This is a genomic window from Pseudomonas sp. ATCC 43928, from assembly GCF_005938665.2.
In the GTDB taxonomy this organism is placed as follows: Bacteria; Pseudomonadota; Gammaproteobacteria; order Pseudomonadales; family Pseudomonadaceae; genus Aquipseudomonas.
Window position 1 is genome coordinate 59,963 of record NZ_CP041753.1, and the last position, 18,879, is coordinate 78,841.

An 18,879-nucleotide genomic window follows, 5' to 3' on the forward strand; every position below is an offset into this window, starting at 1 on the left:
CACACGTCCCTGTTTACGGCTTCGACTGCGGCTGAGCCGTGGCCGGATCAAGCTGCTGATAAGGTTGCAGAACGGTTTCGCGTTGTTCGCCCAGCACCCAGGCAAAGCCCGAATACATCACCACCAGGCACACCACGGTGAACAGCACCACCATCCACGCCGGCACGATGCGCACCAGGCTGCGACGCTGATCGTTCAAGCCTTCCCAATGCGGCGACAATTCGCGAGGCACGTCGCCGCGCAGTTGGCGAATCTGCCGATACAAAGCGTCGCGGATGCCTTCGAGTTCGAGCATGCCGCGGGCTTGCACGCGGTACTTGCCTTCGAAGCCGAGGGACAGGCACAGGTACATCAGCTCCAGCATCGGCAGGTGCTTGACCGGGTTTTTCGACAGGCGATCCAGCAGTTGGAAGAACTTCTCGCCACCGAAGGTTTCGTTGTGGAAGCTGCTGAGCAGGCTCATCTGCGACCACTCGCTTTCGTTGCCCCACGGCGTGGTCACGACAGCTTCGTCGACCACGGTGCAGAGCACATAACGGGCGGCCATCACCTGGCTGCTTTCGGCGCCATTGTGCAGCGCCCGCACTTCAAACAGTTTCAACCCGGCGGTCAGCCGCTCGTTGAGCGCGTACAGGTCTTCGCGGGTGTCGCTGTGTTTGAGCCGCACCACTTCCGACAGCAGCTCGGACGCCGCCGCCACCAGCGAATTGAGGCTGATGTTGAACGCTTCGGCCGGGCGCAGGCGCGCGGCATAGATCATCCGTTCTTCCAACTGTTCAAAACGCGGCGGTGCCGCGAAGTCAGTCAGCGGACTCGAGGCCGGGCCGTGGCCCTGGCGGTCGAGCAGGACGGTTTTGTCGTCCTGGGTGTGTTCCATGTCCTTGATCATGTCGGTCAGTTCCTGATGGCCCAGAATTTCAGTTCAAGCTCGGCGAATTCGCCGGACACGTGGAACGCGAAGCCGCCGGAGCGTTCGAGTTGCGCCAGGTCTTCGGAACTGAGTTCGAGGATGAAATAGGTTTTGTTGGAGTGGAACGCGATCTGCCGTGGGGCCACCGGCAACGGTTTGACCTTGATGCCCGGCAGGTGCAGGTTGACCAGTTGGCGGATGCGCTCCACCGGGCCGACCTTGAGGTGCGCCGGCAGGCGATGGCGCAGTTCTTCGGAGTCGCAGTTGGCACTGGCCGCGAGCACGAACGAAGCCGAGCCCAGCAGTTTGTGGTCGTGCAACGGCGACACGATGATCCCGTACTGACGCGCTTGCAGAACCAGTTCGATGGCGTGCTGTTCGAGCACCATCGACAGCACCTGACGAATCGCTTCCATCAGTTTGCGGAAGCTCGCGCCCTGGTCGCTGTGCTGGTAACGGCTGTCCAGACGCGGGCGTTTGCTGTCGCTGGAAAACGTCGCCAGATCGCCGAGCATGGTCAGCAGCGTGCGGTACAACTCTTCCGGGTGAACCTGTTCCAGGCCGAGGTAATGGCGCAGCAACAGTTCAGTGCGGTTGATCAGTTGCAGCATCATGAAGTCGCCGACTTCCGCGCCGCCGACCTTGCCGTTGGAGCGGATCCGGTCGGCGATGGTGTCGCCCCGGTGGCCGAGCATGCTGATCACTTCTTTGAGGCATGACAGCAGGTAGCTGGACGAGTGCGCCTGAATGTAGGTCGGCACGAAATCCGGGTCGAGGCTGATCACGCCGTCAGGCGTGGTGTCGAGCACTTCGCAGATCTTCAGCTTCACGTAGGCCTGATCGCTCTCCTGCTCGCCGAGCAATAGCTTGAAGTCCGGACGGGCGCAACTGACCTGGCTGGCGGAGTCATCACCGGCGTTGGAGTCGGCCACTTCCGCTTCATACGCGGTGTAGCGCGCCAGCACGTCGGATTGCTCCGGGCGGCGGGCCTCAATGTGGTTACCCGTCACCAACGGCAGTGCCAGGTAGATCGGCGTATTGCCGGTGTTCGGCGGCACGTCCAGGGCCAACGGCTCGGTGTTGCCGCCCAGTTCGAACAGGCTGCCGTCGGGCAGAATCCCCGAGGCCTGGCTGATCACCAGTTTGCCCATGTTGAGGAACTGCAAGTCGATTTCCAGGTTGAGGAAGCCCCAGGTGTAGCTGCCCAGCAACTGGGTGCGGGTCTTCATCTGGTGGTCGTAGTAACGATCGTTGTGCTGGAAGTGCTGCGGACGCAGCAGCATGCCTTCCTGCCAAATGACTTTATGGGCATTCATGTTCAGTCATCCGCCTTGGCGAGCGTTTCATGGGTGTTGCGGATGCCGGCCTGATCGAGGGTCAGGTCAGCCGCGGTGACTTGCACCGGAGTGATTTGCACGGTGTAGCGCCACTTGGTTTCCGGCAGGTCGCGGTAGGCGGCGAGCACGCCAACGTAACGGCTGCCCTCTTCCACGCTGAGCTTGAGCTCGACGGTTTCGCCTGGGCGCAGTTCCAGTTCTTCGCTGGCCACCAAGTCCGGGGCCAGGGATTCCTTGGCGCGTTCGTAGAGGCTGAAGAAATCAGCGTTCTCGAAGGCCACCGGGTGCTTGAGCTCGAACAGGCGCACGACAATCGGCGATGGACGACCGTTGAGGTCCGGGTTCAATTGATCGCTGGCGGTCAGCTTCAGGTTGAGTTTGGTCACGGTGGAATACGGCGACAGCGACGAGCAACCGGCCAGCAGCACCAAAGCAGCGAACGCAGTCAGCATCTTGAAAAAAGCGGTGGAACAGCGAGACATGCGCATCATCCTTGGTGGTCGGTGTGAAGGGTGGAAATCAGGCGGATCTGTTCTTCGTAGGCCTGGGCGAAGTCGCGGGCCAGCAGGCGCTCGCTCCAGTCATCGTCCTGACGCAGGGCCTGGTGATAACGCCCATAAGCTCTCCAGCGACTGCCGGAGGTGGCGAGCAACGGCTTGTTGTCTCGCTCGAAACGCAGGGTCAGCTGTTGCGGCGAGAAGTGCTCCAGGGTGCCGCGAACAGCGGCGCGGCTGGCGGTCAGCAAGGCCACCTGATGCGCCTGCAAATCGCGGAACGCACGGGAGATCGCTTGCTCGGCCGGCAATTGGCCCGGCTTGTTGCCCTGCAACAGAATGCCCAGCGCTTCACCGGCATCGACGGCGAATTTCAACGGGTTCTTTTGGCTGCCTTGTACGGTGGTCTGGGCCAGGCGCAGTTCGTTTTTCAGCTCGCTGCGGGTGCGCAGGCTCTGCTGCAAACCGCTGACGCTCTGCTTGAGCAGGCGTGCGGCGTTCAGGGCCAGGGCTTCGCGGGCGTCGTGGTCGAGGCCTTTGAGGTCCACGCCCAACGCCGCACCGAAGTGCTCCCAGAAACCTTCGCTCTGACGCTCAACCGCTTTTGGCAGCGGGGCTGGCGCTGGTTCTGCCGGGGCGGCGATCAGCTCCGGCACCATCAGGCTTTCCATGTCGATGCGCGCGTAGTCGGCACGCTGACGGGTGTCCTCGATCACCGTGCTCGGGGAAATCAGCTCCTCGATCTCCGAGTACACGCGTTCTTGGTGGTCGAGGGCATTGAGCGGGTCAAGGTCGAGGAACGCATCGTCCGGGATGATGCTGCCCGCGGCCTGCGGACGGCCGACTTCGACGTCGAACGTCGCCGGGTCACGCACCAGTCGCGCGCGAATCTCGAAGTCACCCAGCACATACACGCTGCCGTGTTCGATGCGCATCGGCTCGCCCTTGCGCAGGCGCGCGCCGCTTTCGCTGTCCTGAATCCCGTTGCTGCTGGTATCGGTCAGGAAAAACGTGCCCTCGCGGTAGCTGATCACCGCGTGGTGGTTAGACAGGTGACGCTTGCGGTCGGGGATGATCCAGTCGCAGTCCTCGCCCCGGCCGATCACGCCACCGGCCTGTTTGAAGGTCTTCTGGCACAAATCCGTGGGCACGAACTGCTTGGTGTTCAGCATTTCGAAAACCAGTTCCATGATGATGCTCCTTGCGGTCACTTGCCGCGATTGACCGCCTGCGGATCACCCAATGGGCGATAGGTGTTGTCGTTGTATTTGTAATTGCCGCTACAGCCGCCGAGGCCGCATAGAACGACGAAGGTCAGCAGGACGGCTTGCCAGTGACGAACAGGCATCAGAGGGTCTCCAGAGGTAGACAAAGCACAAAGCGCCGACCCTTTCGGGTGGCGCTGTTAGAAGCGAATGAGGCGGATCCGACGGTCTTTTGCCTACCCATCGAAGTCACCCAAATTGATATTCAGCCGCCCGAGGCGGTACAGCAGCGTGCGCCGTGGCAGCCCGAGTTCGCGGGCGGCGAGGGTCTGGTTGCCGTCGTTTTTGCGCAGGCAGTCGAGCAGCAGACTGCGTTCGACCTGCTCCAGGCGTTCACGCAGGTTCAGGCTGCTGTCTTCCGGCATGGCTTCCATGCGCAGGGAGAAATGCTCGGCCAGCAACTCGCCGCCCTCGCACAGCAGCACTGCGCGCTCGACCAAACCCTTGAGTTCGCGAACGTTGCCGGGAAAGGCGTAACCGGACAGGTGATCCAGCGCCGCGTCGGACCAGCGCACCGCGTCGCGCTGCAAGAACGAGCAGGCCTTGTCGGCGAAGTGCCGCGCCAGGTCGAGGATGTCGCCTTCGCGTTGACGCAACGCCGGCAGTTCGATCGGGAATTGCGCGAGGCGGTAGTACAAGTCCTCGCGGAACTTGCCTTCGCTGACCAGCACCGACAAATCCCGGTGCGTCGCGGCGATGATGCGCACGTCGATTTTGTGGGTGTCGTTGGAACCCAGCGGACGGATCTCGCCCTCCTGCAATACCCGCAGCAATTTGGCTTGCAGCGATAACGGCATGTCGCCGATTTCATCGAGCAGCAAGGTGCCGCCGTTGGCCGCATCGAAGAGCCCGGCACGGTCGCGATCAGCACCGGTGAAGGCGCCCTTGCGGTAGCCGAACAGCTCGCTTTCCAGCAGGTTCTCGGGGAACGCCGCGCAGTTCTGCACGATGAACGCCTGGGACCGGCGCGGGCCGCAATCGTGAATCGCCCGCGCGACCACTTCCTTGCCGGTGCCGGTCTCACCGCGCAGCAGTACGGTGTACGGGCTGTGCAGGACTTTGCTGATCAGCGAATAGGTCTGGCGCATCGCCGCGCTCTTGCCGATCAGGCCATAACCGCTGGCGCTCGGGACGTTGAGAGGCGCCGGGCGTGTATCACCGTTCGGCTGACGCAAACGCTGCAGCAAGTGCAGTTGGCCGAGCACGAACGAGCCCAGTTGACCGAGGGAATCGGCAAAGCCTTGCAGGTCGATTACCCGGCGACTGGCGCACAGCAGCAAACCTTCGACAGCCTTCTGCTGATTGACCAGCGGCACGCACAGCAGCGACTGCCAGGGCGTGGCCTGGGGCGGCAGGAAACTGGTTTCGTGCAGGCTGCCGCTCAGCTCGCTGAGGCACACCACGCGGTTCTGGCACAGGGCGAATTGCAGCAGTTGTTCACCGTTGTAATCCGCCGGCAGGCTGGCCCCTTCCCGGGGTTGCAGAACGCCGTTCAGGCACTCGGCGTTCATCCCCAGGCAGGTGTGGGTCGCGTCCAGCAGGTACAACTGCGTCAGCTCGCAACCGCTGAGTTCGGCCAGGCCGCGCACGAAGTCACCCAGCAGCGCAGCACCGTCCGCCGCCCGCGACAGGCTGGCAAACTGCGCCAGCAAGGCTTCGGCATAGACCAGCGGTTGCGGCACTTGAGTGAACATCACACCCACCTCAGGCGAACTCGCACGTCACGCTGGCATTGCCGTCGAGCGTCGCATGCACGCGCTTGAGGCTTTCACCGGTGGCCATTGCATCGAGCAAACGGTCGGCCACCAGCGGCAGCACATGCAGGTCGAGCAAGTGGTCGATCAGGCGTGCGCCGCTGTCGCTTTGAGTGCAGCGTTCGGCCAGGTGATCGACGAGGTCCTGGGAGTAAGTGAAATCCAGCTGACGACGGTTCAGGCGCTCGCCCAGACGACCGAGTTTGATTTCGATCAGCTCGCGCAGCACCGGGCCGCCCACCGGGTAGTAAGGCACCACGCGCATGCGCGCCAGCAATGCCGGCTTGAAGTGTTTGCTGAGCACCGGGCGAATGGTTTCTTCGAGGACTTCGGCGGTCGGCCGCGCGCCGTCTTCGCAGAGTTCACTGATGCGGTCGCTGCCCAGGTTCGAGGTCATCAGGATCAGCGTGTTGCGGAAATCGATCTCGCGCCCTTCCCCGTCGTTGGCCACGCCTTTGTCGAAGATTTGGTAGAACAGGTTGAGCACGTCCGGGTCGGCTTTTTCGACTTCATCAAGCAACACCACCGAGTACGGTTTCTGCCGCACGGCTTCGGTGAGCATGCCGCCCTCGCCGTAACCGACGTAGCCCGGTGGCGCACCGATCAGACGCGACACGGTGTGCTTCTCCTGGAACTCGGACATGTTGATGGTGGTGATGAAACGATCACCGCCGTACAACAAATCAGCGAGGGCCAGCGCGGTTTCGGTCTTGCCGACGCCGCTCGGGCCGACCAGCAGGAACACGCCGACCGGCGCATCAGGTTTGTTCAGGCCTGCAGCGGTGGCGCGCATCGAGCGATCAAGGGCGTGAACGGCTTGTTCCTGACCACGAATGCGCGTGCGCAGGTCGGTGGCGAAGCTTGCGACCTTGGCGTTGTGTTCGCGGGCCAGTTGCGCCAATGGCACACCGGTCCAGGCACTGATCACTTCGGCCACCAGACGCGGGCAGACTTCGAAGCTCACCAGGCGTTCTTTGACCTGAAGCTCGGTCAGAGCTTTGTGAGTTTCGTTGAGCGCGGTTTCCAGGGTTTCAACGCTTTGCGCTTCGTCCACCGGCAACGTTTCGATCACGTTGCCTTCGGCGTCTTCTTCAACCGTGATGCTCGGTTCGACAGCAGCGGCTTCGCGAGCCTTGGCCAGTTGCTGACGCAGCTCCAGCAGGCGCTCGGCCAGTTCTTTCTGCTCGGTCCACAGCGTTTCGAGGGCGACCTTTTCGTCTTCGGCATCAGCCAGGCGATCTTCCAGAGCGTCCAACGCTTCGTGATCGATCAGCAGACCGGCTTCGGCGTCACGACGCAGGGCCTGACGCTGGCGGCCACCTTCGGCCAGCTCGCCACGCAGGCGTTCCAGGCTTTCCGGGGCTGCGGCGAGGCTGATGCGTACGCGGGCGCAGGCGGTGTCGAGCACATCGACAGCCTTGTCCGGCAGCTGACGACCCGCCAGGTAACGGGCGGACAACTCAGCCGCGGCAACCACCGCGTCATCGCGCAGGTAGATGCCGTGGCTCTTCTCGTAGACCTGAGCCAGGCCACGCAGAATGGTCACCGCTTCGCTGACGGTCGGTTCGTGCAGTTGCACCGGTTGGAAACGACGGGCCAGGGCCGGGTCTTTCTCGAAGTATTTTTTGTACTCCGCCCAGGTGGTGGCGGCGATGGTGCGCAACTCGCCACGGGCCAGGGCCGGTTTCAACAGGTTGGCCGCGTCGGAACCGCCAGCGTTGCCGCCAGCGCCGATCAGGGTATGGGCTTCGTCGATGAACAGGATGATTGGCTTCGGCGAGGCTTTGACTTCGTCAATCACGCCTTTGAGGCGACGTTCGAACTCGCCTTTGACGCTGGCGCCGGCCTGCAACAGGCCCATGTCCAGCGACAGCAGCTCAACGCCTTTCAAGACTTGCGGCACTTCACCGGCGGCGATGCGCGAGGCCAGTCCTTCGACGATAGCGGTTTTACCGACGCCCGCTTCACCCACCACAATCGGGTTGTTCTTGCGGCGACGAGCGAGGATGTCGACCATCTGACGGATCGCGCCATCGCGGCACAGCACCGGGTCGAGTTTGCCGTCGCGAGCCTGCTGGGTCAGGTTGTGGGTGAAGCGCTCCAGCAGTGATTCGCCGGGCACCGCCGGTTTGCCGGTGGCCGGTTGTTCTTTCTGCGACAGGGCGAATTCTTTCAGACGCTCGATGTTCAGCTTGGCCAGCAACGACTGATAACGGCTGCCGGCATAGCGCATCGGGTTGCGCAGCAATGCGAGGATCAACGCGGCCTGCTCGACCTGGCTCTGGCCCAGTTCGAGGTTGGCCACCAGCAAGGCGTCCTGCAGCCACTGCACCAGTTCCGGGGCGAACACCGGGTTGCGCGAGGCGCTGTGCTCGACCCGCGATTGCAGCGCGGCGCTCAGCTCGCCAGCGTCCACTTCGGCATCCTGCAACGCCCGGGCGAGCAGGCCTTGCGGACGCTCCAGCAGGCCCAGTAGCAAGTCTTCGACGAGGATCTTGCTGCCGCCACGGGCGACGCAGCGTTCGGCAGAACTTTCCAGGTCACGACGGGTTTCGGCGTCCAGCGCCTGGATAAGTTGTTGCAGGTCTACGTTGATCATGTGTCATCTGTCCTTAATGAATTTTGCTGCCCAGGGTCACCACGCCGTCCGCTTTTTCGCGGCCGAGCCAACTGGTCCACCCCAGGCGACAGGCGTTCTGCTCACCGATGCGAAGTTCGCGGATTTCTTCCTGGCGCAGCACCAGGCGAATGTCGTAATCGAGCGGGTCACGCAGGGTGAACCGCACCAGCGCGCACAGCGGCTGGTAGCCGAAACCGATCGGCAGGAATTCGTGGAAGCGTTGCCAGTCGAGCTCGCGGATGTGAATGCGGAATTTGCCGCTGCGGTCGCGCACGTGTTCGCCCAGCACCAGGTCTTCGCCGAGCATGCTGTTGCCGCGACCGAGGCGATTGCGCTGCTCGTCGAGGATTTCGACGCGGCGCTCGATGCACTGTTCGATGGTCAGCTCGGCGTGCTTGAAGTAGTAGCGCAGCACCGCTTCGATCAACGCCGCCGAGTGCGCCCGCAAGCTGAGCAGGCCGAGGTACGGCAGCAGGCGTTTCCAGTTCAGTTCCTGGGCCTTGCGGATCTCTTCGCCGCCGAGGCCGATCAGGGCAAACAGCTGCGCCGAAAACGGGTCGAGCGCGCCACTCTGGAAACTCGCGCGGTAGCGATACTTTCGCCAGATCGGCAGCATCAGCCGTTGCAGGCGATGGTGAAACAGGTCGAGAAAGTTACGGGTCGGGTTGCCGTCTTCGCTGTCACCCAGCGCCTGTTCGCCGTAAAACGCAGGCAACGGCGAACCGGAGCCGACCAGGCCGATCAGGTTGAAACGCAGACGCGCGCGCCTCATCCCGTGTTCTTCGAAAAACTCCACGCGATCGACGTCGCTGCCAGGGAAACCCAGGCTCGGGTTGGCCTGGAATTCCAGCTGGTCGTACAGGTCGTCTTCGCTCAGGTGCGGGTGTGCATCGCGCAGCCGGTCAATCACCAGCAGCACGGCCTGAAACAGCGAGTACTCGCGTATTACCCGGGTCAGCCCGCTTAAAGCAGGGGCTGCAGGCCCATACGTGGTGTCCATTGGTACACCTCTCCCTGTGTGCTTTTTACCCGCAGCTCGTGGTACGAATTGAGACTGGCGTAAAGCGCGAAAAACTCGTTAAGAACCGAAGCGAACACGAACAGGTCGCCCTCGCCGATATACCCTTCCGGGTCGATGGTCAGCTCGGTGCGCAACCCGCGAACCGGTAACCCTCGGTGCAATCTGTCGACATGCTGGTGCTTGATCGACTTGAGCCCGCCCAGCAGGCGTTTGCTGACTTTTTCCGCGTGTTGGTCGTAGTAGCGCGGCAGGTCGTAGGTTTCGAGAATCACCTTCAACGCGTTGACGTCGGCCAGCGACAGATAGTTGAGCGACATGTTGCTGATCAGCTTCCAGAGGAAGTCGCGGTTCAGCGGCGGCGCGAAACTCGAGGTAGCCGGGGTGATATTGCGGAAACTCAAAAACTCCGGCGTCTCTTCGCAGGCCATGCGGATGTCGCCGAGCTTGAGCTTGCGCGGCAGGTTCTGGTTGGTGCACATCAGCTCGATCGACAGGGTTTCGTGGGCTTCGGTGTGGCGGATGCCGAAGCTCAGGTAGGTGTCGAGGCCGTCGTGCAGCAACGACGAACGCTGGCGGATGCTGTAATGCGGACGGCTGTTGGGCACGTCGAAACTCGGGTCGTGCTCGAAGGATTCGAATGGCACGTACTCTTGATAACCGAGGCCGCCGGGCTTCCAGCCAGTCACGGTTTCCACCGAAAACACACCGCAGTTTTCCAGGTCGTATTCGGCCGGCAACAGCAGGTATTCGTCCTGTTTGCCGTCGAGGCGAATCGGCAGTGCATCGTGCTCGAACAGGTTGACGATCGGCGTGCAATAGAGCTTCACGTTGTCCAGGGTCGGACGCATCCGCATGATGCCGCTCTTGCGAATATCGAAGCGCAATTCAAGGCCGCGCATTTGCTTGAGGGTGTCTTCCGGCAATGCCTTGAGCAGGTCCAGACCGTTGATATCAACGAACAGGAATTTGTCCTGGAAAGCGAAATACTCCTGCAGGTAGCGATAGCCGCGGAAGGTGTTCAGCGGATACGGGATCAACGCTTCCTCTTCGGCAAAACCCACCGGCTGCACACGGTCGCCGGGCATCTTGAACGCCATCGGTTGACCGCTTACGCCGTTGATGGGCTTGCCGGCGCCGTCCAGCGGGATCAGCTCAATGCCTTCGAGGTTGCGCAACAGGCTCAGGTAAAGCATCTGGCTGATGTAACGCTCACCGGCAAAGTGCAGGCGCAGACGACTCAGCTCCAACTCGCCGAGGTGACCATCCGCGCTCATCTCCAGCCGCAGGCTCAACAGCGAACCGTCACCCTTCACCGAGTAATTCAGCGCGGCCAGATCCAGCGGCAACACCTCGGTCGGGTAGCACGTGCGGAAACGGCAGCGCACATCATCGACCGGCACACTCTCGACCGGCGTATCACGCTCAACCCTCAACGCCGGCCCGGAACGCTTCAACGGATCGAACTGCAAAATGCTGAACGCCGGCAGCGGCCGCATGTAGTTCGGCCACAGCAACTGCATCAGCGAGTGGCTGAGCTCCGGCAACTCGTCGTCGAGCTTTTGGCGCAGACGACCGGTCAGAAAGGCAAAGCCCTCCAGCAACCGCTCCACATCCGGATCCCGCCCGGCCTGACCAAGGAAAGGCGCCAACGCCGGGCTACGCTCGGCGAAACGACGACCTAACTGGCGAAGTGCGGTGAGTTCGCTTTGGTAGTAGTGGTTAAAGGACATGGATGGGCTGCCTGGTTTTGAATTTGGGTGAGCTAGATACGTGTTTTTGCTCAGTGGTCATATTTATGCGGGAGGCAAATTCAGGAAATAGGTGCCAATGCCGTGCATCACCGGTATCGCCATCAAGACAATGAACGTCAGCAACCTATGAAGCTTCGAGTTACGGCTTTTATTGCGTAGCCCAGTCAGGGCTAGAATCAGCGATAAAATGGCCAACGTACCGAATAGGTCACTGTCAGCTAATACGGCCAGATAACCGCTCATCCCTTACATCCTCTTGAGTAAAACTTCCGTTGTAGAGCAGCAGCAGTTTCAGTGCCAAAACACCACAGAAAAAAGTCTGCATTCACGCAGGCGGTAAGTTGGCATAATAACTGCCAACCACTTCGAGCAATGTAATGGACACCAGACACAAAAAAGTCAAAACTCGGTGCCACTTTGAGTTTCTAACCCTAACAAACAAATTACCAATCGCCGCAAAAAAACAAAAAATCGCCAAAGTGCCAAACAAATCACTATCAGCCAACACTGCCAAATAGACGTCAAAACTCATTTTTTATTAAACCCCATGAAATTCCAACGATACAATTGGAAGTTTTTCAAAAAGTCTTCATCCGTAGAGCCTTTAGCCATATTTTTATAATCCCACCCAACAACCGCCTTCTCATAAAATCCTTTTTCAATCGACATACCCGCATATCCATCATTCTGCGGATCAGCCATGTTAGAGCCAATCAATCTCTGAAATGTTGTATTAGGGCGGGTACTCCAACCACTAGTATTACCCTGCCTGATGTCAATTCTGGAGGCATTAATTCCGACTACGACTTGGATATGGTGCGCAACATCTCCAGGACGATCAAGAGCCTGCGCAAGGATGTCCCCGGGCATCAGGCTTTCTACTGCATCCACAGCCAGAGTATTTTCACCCACTTCCTGCATATCCGGAGCACCATAGGTCAACATGACCATTTCGCTAAAGCCGTACATATTGGAAGCGTAACGATCATGCTGCGCTGCGGTGTAATTCTCCATATTCCGGTAAGTTCTAACACCCGTTTTCAGCTTTACCGGCAATCCACGCTTAGACGCAAATTCGCATAAAACCCTCAGAGCAAAGTCTTCACACGTAAACTTATTATTTTTTACAGCGCCGTTTTTATCCCAATATTTTTCATTGATCAGTTTTTCCGCAATCAATGGTGCTTCGTCGTGATAAGCAGCAATATCTGCATCCGTCCAGAAAGCAGTCGTTTTCCAGAATACTTTATAGGTAACTTTTTTCCCGACGGGATCTGACTTTGGAGTTAACGCAATTGACCGCGCCATCAAGGTAGACAAAATTTCGGCACTCATACCGACGCTCCATCAATTGCGGCGTGAAAGTCAAAAGTTTCACCTTCTTCCCCCCCTACCAACTGGGTTCTGCCCATTGCATCACTTTGCCCGGAGATAACTTCGCCTTTGGCGGTTGTAATCTGATAAGGAATATCCTGAAGTGGATTTCCATCCTGATCTTCCATCACAACATGCTGACAATGGGAAAACAGCATCAATGGAACCGGCGGAATAAACGGAACCGGTGTGTGAGAGCTCCCGATAATCACCGTCGAAGACCCGGCCGTAACTTTATTGCCATGAGCACCAACGGAACCCACGGTCGCCGCCGGTTTACCGTTAATCAAAACAGTCGTTGCAAGGTCGCCAACCATCGCACCACCACACGCCGAGGCATCGCCTTGGCGGGCGGCCGCGAGGCCGTCGAAGAACACGTCGCCGGAACCGGCGGCGATCGGGTTGGTGCCGTGGCCGGGGAGCGGGCAAGCGGTGGGGTCGGATACGCGTGCTGCGGGTTTGCCGGACATCGGAGTCTCCTTAATTGACCTTTACTTGACCGCTGCCATCCAGGCGCGCGGCGAAACTGACCTGGCGCTTGAAACCATCAACTTCCAGCAGGCCTTCGATGCTGAAGGACAGGCGAAGCTGATCGTTGTCACGCGGCAGGGAGATGACACGCACGTTGCTCAGGCGCGGTTCGTAGGCTTCGATGAAGCTTTCGATGGCCCGGCGGGCCTGACTCAGGGAGTCGTGCAGGCTCAGGCGCATGTCATTGAGATCGGGTAGCCCGTAATCGGACAGCGTTTGCACGCTGCCCGCACGGGTGCTGAGCATCTTGGCCAGATGGGCAGCCACCGACGCCATGGCGGAAACCTCGCGGCTCCAGCCGACGCGTTTGTCCGCGTCGCCACCCAGGCGTTCGAAAAGGCTGCCGTATCCAGTCATGAGTCGCTCCGTTTACTCTTTGTCCAGCTTGCCAACCAGCGACAGGGTGAAATCGGCACCCATGTACTTGAAGTGCGGGCGCACGTTCAGGCTGACGCGGTACCAGCCCGGCTCGCCTTCAACATCGCTGACGATGATCTGGGCTGCGCGCAGTGGACGACGGCCACGGACTTCGGCGCTCGGGTTTTCCTGGTCGGCCACGTACTGGCGGATCCACTTGTTGAGTTCCAGCTCGAGGTCGGTACGTTCTTTCCACGAACCGAGTTGCTCGCGCTGCAGCACTTTCAAGTAGTGAGCCAGGCGGTTGACGATCATCATGTACGGCAGTTGGGTGCCGAGCTTGTAGTTGAGCTCTGCAGCCTTGCCTTCAGCGCTGATGCCGAAGAACTTCGGCTTCTGCACCGAGCTTGCGGAGAAGAACGCCGCGTTGTCGGAGCCTTTGCGCATGGTCAGGGAGATGAAACCTTCCTCGGCCAGTTCGTATTCACGACGGTCGCTAACCAGAACCTCAGTAGGAATCTTGGTTTCGATTTCGCCCATGCTTTCGAAGTGGTGCAACGGCAGGTCTTCAACCGCGCCACCGCTTTGTGGGCCGATGATGTTCGGGCACCAGCGGAATTTGGCGAAGCTGTCGGTCAGCTTGGTGCCGAACGCGTAGGCCGTGTTGCCCCACAGGTAGTGCTCGTGGCTGTTGGCGACGGTTTCTTTGTACACGAACGATTTGACCGGGTTTTCTTCCGGGTCGTACGGGTTACGCAGCAGGAAGCGCGGCACGGTCAGGCCAACGTAACGGGAGTCTTCCGACTGACGGAAGCTCTGCCATTTGGCGAACTGTGGGCCTTCGAAGTGATCCTTCAGATCTTTCAGGTCCGGCAGGCCGGTAAAGCTTTCCAGGCCGAAGAATTTCGGGCCGGCGGCAGCAATAAACGGCGCGTGGGACATGCAGGCTACGCTGGACACGTACTGCATCAGTTTCACGTCCGGCGAGCTTGGGGACATGTAGTAGTTGGCGATGATCGCGCCAACCGGCTGACCACCGAACTGGCCGTATTCAGCGGTGTAGATGTGCTTGTACAGGCCCGACTGCATCACTTCCGGCGAATCTTCGAAGTCATCCAGCAGGTCGTCCTTGGAGACGTTGAGGATTTCGATCTTGATGTTTTCGCGGAAGTTGGTGCGGTCGACCAGCAACTGCAGGCCACGCCACGACGATTCCAGGGACTGGAAGTCCGGGTGGTGCAGGATTTCGTCCATCTGGCGGCTGAGCTTGGCATCGATCTCGGCGATCATGCGGTCGACCATGGCCTTCTTGACCGGCTCACCGTTGTTCTGCGGCTTGAGCAGCTCTTCGATGAACGCCGACACACCGCGCTTGGCGATGTCGTAGGCTTCGTCATCCGGGGTCAGGCGGGTTTCGGCGATGATGCTGTCGAGAATGCTGTATTCGCCGTTCTCGTTGCTCTTTTGCTGTGCTGCGCTAGTGCTCATTGTGTTGGCTTCCTTGGCTGATGGGGGCTCAGGCGTCCTGGGCTGCGGCGTTCAGGCCCAGCTCACCGAGTACGCGACCGCGGGATTCGTCGTCGGCGAGCACGCCTTCGATGGCTTTGCGGAACGCAGGCGCGTTACCCAGCGGGCCTTTGAGGGCCACCAGCGCGTCGCGCAGTTCCATCAGTTTTTTCAGCTCAGGCACTTGCTCGACCAAGGATGCCGGGTTGAAGTCCTTCATCGAGTTGACGCGCAGTTGCACGGCCAGTTCTTCAGTGTCGCTTTCTTCCTGAAGACGGTTCGGTACGCTCAGCGTCAGGCTCAGCTCTTGCTTGGCCAGCACTTCGTCGAAGGTCATCTTGTCGATGCTGATCGGCTTGCGATCTTCGACTTTGCGTTCGTCCTTGCGGTGGGTGTAGTCACCGATTGCCAGTAGTTTCAGCGGCAGTTCAATCTCTTCCTGAGCACCGCCGGTGGCGGGTTTGAAGGTGACGTTGATGCGTTCCTTGGGGGCTACCGAGCCTTCTTTGGCCATGGCTTTTCTCCTTGCGGTTGTGGCCCTGGGGCCTATTCGAGTACCACTTCGAGATCGAGGTGGCACAGCCTGCGATAAATCTCTTCCTTGCGTTCACGCACTGCATGGTTCTGCGGTAACAACTCGCAGCAGCTATGCAGCAAATGCAGCACTTCCAGCGCAAGATCGGGCTCCCAGGCGTGCAGGCCTGAGTCCTGTAATGTTTGGTCGAGGGTTTCGAGTTGGGTCTTGGCCAGTTCGTATTTCTTGGCCATGAAGCACAGCCGCGCGAGGGCGAACTGCCAGAAGAACCGAACCCGCCCGCCGTGGGCGCTTTGCAGGCCCTGCTTGAGGATCTGCACGGCGGCCTTGAGGCCGTCCTTGCGCAGAATCGGCATGACTTCTTCCAGGGCCAGTTCCCAGGCCGGCTGGGTATCGGCGACTTCGACCTTGCGCGGCGCACTGGCGCTTTGCAGGTGCGGCATGACGTGGGCGCTGATCCAGGCGCGGGTGGCCGGGTCGGCGAACGGCGCGCCGTCGTGGAAACGCAATTCGATAATGCCGGGCAGGCGCTGAACCAAAAGCGCGAAGTGGATTTCCACTTCGCGCATGGCCATCTCGGCGTTCAGCCCCTGAAGGCATTCCCAGACCATCCGCTGGCCATCGAACCAGAACGGCGCCTTCGCCAGGCTCGCCTCCAGCTCTACCAGCAGATCAGCGTATTTCCCTTGGTCGAAGCGGTCCTGATAGGCCTTGAGTTTGTCTGCCGGCACGCCACGCAGGACGGTGATCTGCTCGGCATTGCGCTCGGGCACCGCGTCGATGGGCAGCCACAGCAGCGTACGATTGAGGCGCAGGGCGCGCAGGTCGGTGGCTTTCTGCTTGAGCCACCAGGCGCACAACGGACGGGCGCTTTCCTGCTGAGCGCGCAGGGCCTTATGGGCTTCTTTCTCGTTGTCGATCGGTGCGCCGGGGGTGAACAGCTGGGTCGCAGCCTGCTTGACCTGGGCCACTGCGGCGCCCACCACACCGGGCTCCGGCTGGTTGTCGGCGGCGCGCTGAACCATGTTTTTCAAGCGGCGGGAGATCGGCAGCAGCAACGGCGCGTCATCGCCCAAGTGCTCGGTGCACGCGGCGTCGAGGCCTTCCAGATGCTCGACCAGCCGGCGGAACAGCGGCAGCTGCTCTTTGATCGCAACGTTTTCGTTCAGCACCTGCTCAAGACGCGGCACCAACCAGCTGATGGCGGCGGAGCGGGTGCGGGCCTTGTTCGGGTGAACTTCAGCCCAGTGGTTTTCGCAAAGATGGTGCAACAAACCGAGGCCGGCCAGCAGCCCCTGGAAGGATTCACGTTGGTATAGCGCCCAGGTCAGCCACGCGCCGACACGCAAATCCTTGGATTGAGTGCGCAGCAGGTTTTCGCTGTTTTCACGGATTTTCAGCCAGTCGATCTGACCACTTTCGTGCATGGACTGGGCTTTGGCCAGTTCGCTTTCCAATGCCTCGTATTCGCTCGAAAAGCGAACATCCTCGCCCGCGAAACTCTCTTGGGAAACAGAGGCTTTTGCGAGTTCAAGGTAATGGGCAGAAAGTTTGCTTGAGTAGGACATCCATGGCCTTTAATTAGGAAAACGGTCATGCGGCCATTGCAGTTGCAATGGCGCCGGACAGTATCAAAGAGCTGCGATGAGTCTCATCCAATTGAGTTCGTGCTCTTTCAAGTGCGCGCATCCTAATCACAATGATGGCCATTAGCAAGCACCCAAATAAACAATAAAACGGCGGTTTCTCTATTGCATGTAGGAGAAAGCCCTATATGTGACAGGGGATTCCCTGACGCTGGCTTTAACCCTCCCATCTCGACGAATTGCCCCCGAAACCATTGGGCCAGAGCGGTTTATCAAACCAGTGGATAATCACTGAACATTCACGCCCTGAAGCGGAACCCAGCATGACAAAAATAAAAAATGAAAAATGTAGGAGGTTTCCGAAAAGTTACAGTCATCTATGGACATAGCAGTGACAGACAATAAGCAATACAAGACTCCGTCAAAATGATGGCGCCTTGTATTTGATCCACTTCTCTCCAAATACATATTCTGTTCGCCTCAAATTTCTTACAAAAGTATCGGAAGCCCTTCGCGCGTTGCTGACGCAACATTCTGAAACGCGGAAAACTCTGACGTACTTTCTGGAGGCGTCCGACATCATTCTTTTGTTCGCTTGTAAGCGTGTCGGGTAGTTTGCGCTTGCTCCAACTCGGCATCCCCTACGGAGGCTGGCAGGGATGTAAATTGGCGTTGAGCAGAATGGCGGACAATCCGCAGTTGCTGGTGAAGCGAGCGCTGGATCATTTGCCAGCGCAGGAGATGGCGGCGCATGGCGCCCAGGCGTAGCCAGTACAGATCATTCCCACGCAGCGCGCGGGAATGATCAAAGCCCTACAGAAAGCTCAATCAAACATTCGGGCAAGGTACCGGTGCCCAGTCGCCCAGGTCCGGGTTCTTGCACATGCTGTTGACCTGAGTGGTGCCTGCGCTGGCGACTTGCTTGCTCTCCGCCTGTTTGGCTTGTGCGGTTTGCAGGGTTTTCTCGGTGGTGACCGCTTCTTTCGGCACGGTTGGCAGCACCGGTTTTTTCGCCGGTTTCACCGCTTTTTTGCTCTTGGTCGGGGTCACGACCGGTGTGGTGTCGGCGGTCGCCACGGTGACCACGTCAGTGCGCTGCACGCCTACTTGCTGCAGGTCTTTTTCGTAGGCCTGGGTGTAGTTGTTCAGGTCTTCGCTGGCTTTACCGTTCACCGCGACGATCAGGTCGTTGGACTCTTTGAGGCCGGCGACGATTTCTGCCAGGCGCTTGCGGCCCTCGGTGTCGCTGACGGTCTTGGCCTTGCGGTCGGCGACCAGTTTGGTGAACGCGCTCTGGTAGCACTGTTGCGAAGCCTTGGCGTACGCGGTGCTGCGGTCGATGTCGGCGGCGCTTTTGTTGACGTCGGAGGCGTAGGACGCGATGCGCTGGTTGTCATCGGCGATCTGCTTCTGACGCTCGTTGTAGTAACCGACCGCGCCGCCCGCCAGGGCACCGCCTGCTGCACCGATGGCGGCGTTGCGGCCACGGTTCTCGGAATCGGTCAGGGCGCCCAACAGTGCACCGCCGACAGCGCCGACAGCCGCACCGGTAACCACCGACTTGGTCATGTTCGAATCGGTGGCGCGCAGGTGCTGCACCGGCTCGTAGCAGTTCGGGTAGTACTCGACCTTGGTGCTCGAGGCGACCTTGGACGTCGGCGACGTAGCGCAACCGGTCAGTACGGTGCTGAAGCCAACAGCGATCAGCAGCAAGTGACGCTTGGAAACCGAAGCAAAAGCTTTACGGGAGGAAAGCATAGTTGTGTTCTCGTTTAAGTTTGACCAGCTCAGCACGGCCCATCGCCGCCTGAGTCCCTTCCAAGCTCGCTGTACAACGA

17 protein-coding genes are annotated in these 18,879 nt (G+C 59.8%); all 17 read right to left on the minus strand.

Going from position 1 to position 18,879, the window contains the following annotated elements; genetic code table 11:
* Positions 1-13 precede the first annotated feature (13 nt).
* Positions 14-889, minus strand: a complete 876-nt coding sequence (gene icmH / locus FFH90_RS00300) for a type IVB secretion system protein IcmH/DotU (RefSeq protein WP_018927447.1) — start codon at positions 887-889, stop codon at positions 14-16.
* A gap of 5 nt (positions 890-894) precedes the next feature.
* Positions 895-2,226, minus strand: a complete 1,332-nt coding sequence (gene tssK / locus FFH90_RS00305) for a type VI secretion system baseplate subunit TssK (RefSeq protein WP_138866516.1) — start codon at positions 2,224-2,226, stop codon at positions 895-897.
* A gap of 2 nt (positions 2,227-2,228) precedes the next feature.
* Positions 2,229-2,729, minus strand: coding sequence for a type VI secretion system lipoprotein TssJ (tssJ, locus tag FFH90_RS00310; protein ID WP_018927445.1), 501 nt, complete (start codon positions 2,727-2,729; stop codon positions 2,229-2,231).
* A gap of 5 nt (positions 2,730-2,734) precedes the next feature.
* Positions 2,735-3,931 (minus strand): type VI secretion system-associated FHA domain protein TagH, encoded by a 1,197-nt coding sequence (gene tagH / locus FFH90_RS00315; RefSeq protein ID WP_138866517.1) that lies wholly within the window; start codon positions 3,929-3,931, stop codon positions 2,735-2,737.
* A gap of 17 nt (positions 3,932-3,948) precedes the next feature.
* Positions 3,949-4,089, minus strand: a complete 141-nt coding sequence (locus FFH90_RS00320; protein ID WP_018927443.1) for a hypothetical protein — start codon at positions 4,087-4,089, stop codon at positions 3,949-3,951.
* A 93-nt stretch (positions 4,090-4,182) separates the two neighbouring features.
* Entirely contained in the window at positions 4,183-5,700 is a 1,518-nt protein-coding gene (locus FFH90_RS00325; RefSeq protein ID WP_138866518.1) for a sigma-54-dependent Fis family transcriptional regulator, read from the minus strand.
* 10 nt (positions 5,701-5,710) lie between these two features.
* Positions 5,711-8,359, minus strand: a complete 2,649-nt coding sequence (gene tssH, locus FFH90_RS00330) for a type VI secretion system ATPase TssH (RefSeq protein WP_138866519.1) — start codon at positions 8,357-8,359, stop codon at positions 5,711-5,713.
* Positions 8,360-8,372: 13 nt separating this feature from the next.
* Entirely contained in the window at positions 8,373-9,380 is a 1,008-nt protein-coding gene (tssG, locus tag FFH90_RS00335) for a type VI secretion system baseplate subunit TssG (protein ID WP_018927440.1), read from the minus strand.
* On the minus strand, positions 9,344-11,131 hold the full coding sequence (gene tssF / locus FFH90_RS00340) for a type VI secretion system baseplate subunit TssF (RefSeq protein WP_019650073.1): 1,788 nt from the start codon (positions 11,129-11,131) through the stop codon (positions 9,344-9,346). Before tssF ends, tssG begins: the two co-directional genes overlap by 37 nt.
* 63 nt (positions 11,132-11,194) lie before the next feature.
* Positions 11,195-11,395, minus strand: a complete 201-nt coding sequence (locus FFH90_RS00345) for a hypothetical protein (protein WP_019650072.1) — start codon at positions 11,393-11,395, stop codon at positions 11,195-11,197.
* Between the two features lie 285 nt (positions 11,396-11,680).
* Positions 11,681-12,487 (minus strand): hypothetical protein, encoded by an 807-nt coding sequence (locus tag FFH90_RS00355; protein WP_168206148.1) that lies wholly within the window; start codon positions 12,485-12,487, stop codon positions 11,681-11,683.
* The gene (locus FFH90_RS00360) at positions 12,484-12,996 is read right to left on the minus strand and encodes a PAAR domain-containing protein (RefSeq protein ID WP_138866520.1); all 513 of its coding nucleotides are present in this window, start codon (positions 12,994-12,996) and stop codon (positions 12,484-12,486) included. The genes FFH90_RS00355 and FFH90_RS00360 overlap by 4 nt, the downstream gene beginning before the upstream one ends.
* 10 nt (positions 12,997-13,006) lie before the next feature.
* Positions 13,007-13,414, minus strand: a complete 408-nt coding sequence (tssE, locus tag FFH90_RS00365) for a type VI secretion system baseplate subunit TssE (protein ID WP_018927433.1) — start codon at positions 13,412-13,414, stop codon at positions 13,007-13,009.
* A gap of 12 nt (positions 13,415-13,426) precedes the next feature.
* Positions 13,427-14,902, minus strand: coding sequence for a type VI secretion system contractile sheath large subunit (gene tssC / locus FFH90_RS00370; protein ID WP_019580436.1), 1,476 nt, complete (start codon positions 14,900-14,902; stop codon positions 13,427-13,429).
* Positions 14,903-14,930: 28 nt separating this feature from the next.
* Complete coding sequence (tssB, locus tag FFH90_RS00375; protein WP_007934526.1) at positions 14,931-15,434, minus strand: type VI secretion system contractile sheath small subunit; 504 nt, start codon at positions 15,432-15,434, stop codon at positions 14,931-14,933.
* Between the two features lie 32 nt (positions 15,435-15,466).
* Positions 15,467-17,023, minus strand: coding sequence for a type VI secretion system protein TssA (tssA, locus tag FFH90_RS00380; RefSeq protein WP_019650068.1), 1,557 nt, complete (start codon positions 17,021-17,023; stop codon positions 15,467-15,469).
* A gap of 846 nt (positions 17,024-17,869) precedes the next feature.
* The gene (gene tagQ / locus FFH90_RS00385; protein WP_019650067.1) at positions 17,870-18,799 is read right to left on the minus strand and encodes a type VI secretion system-associated lipoprotein TagQ; all 930 of its coding nucleotides are present in this window, start codon (positions 18,797-18,799) and stop codon (positions 17,870-17,872) included.
* Positions 18,800-18,879 lie beyond the last annotated feature (80 nt).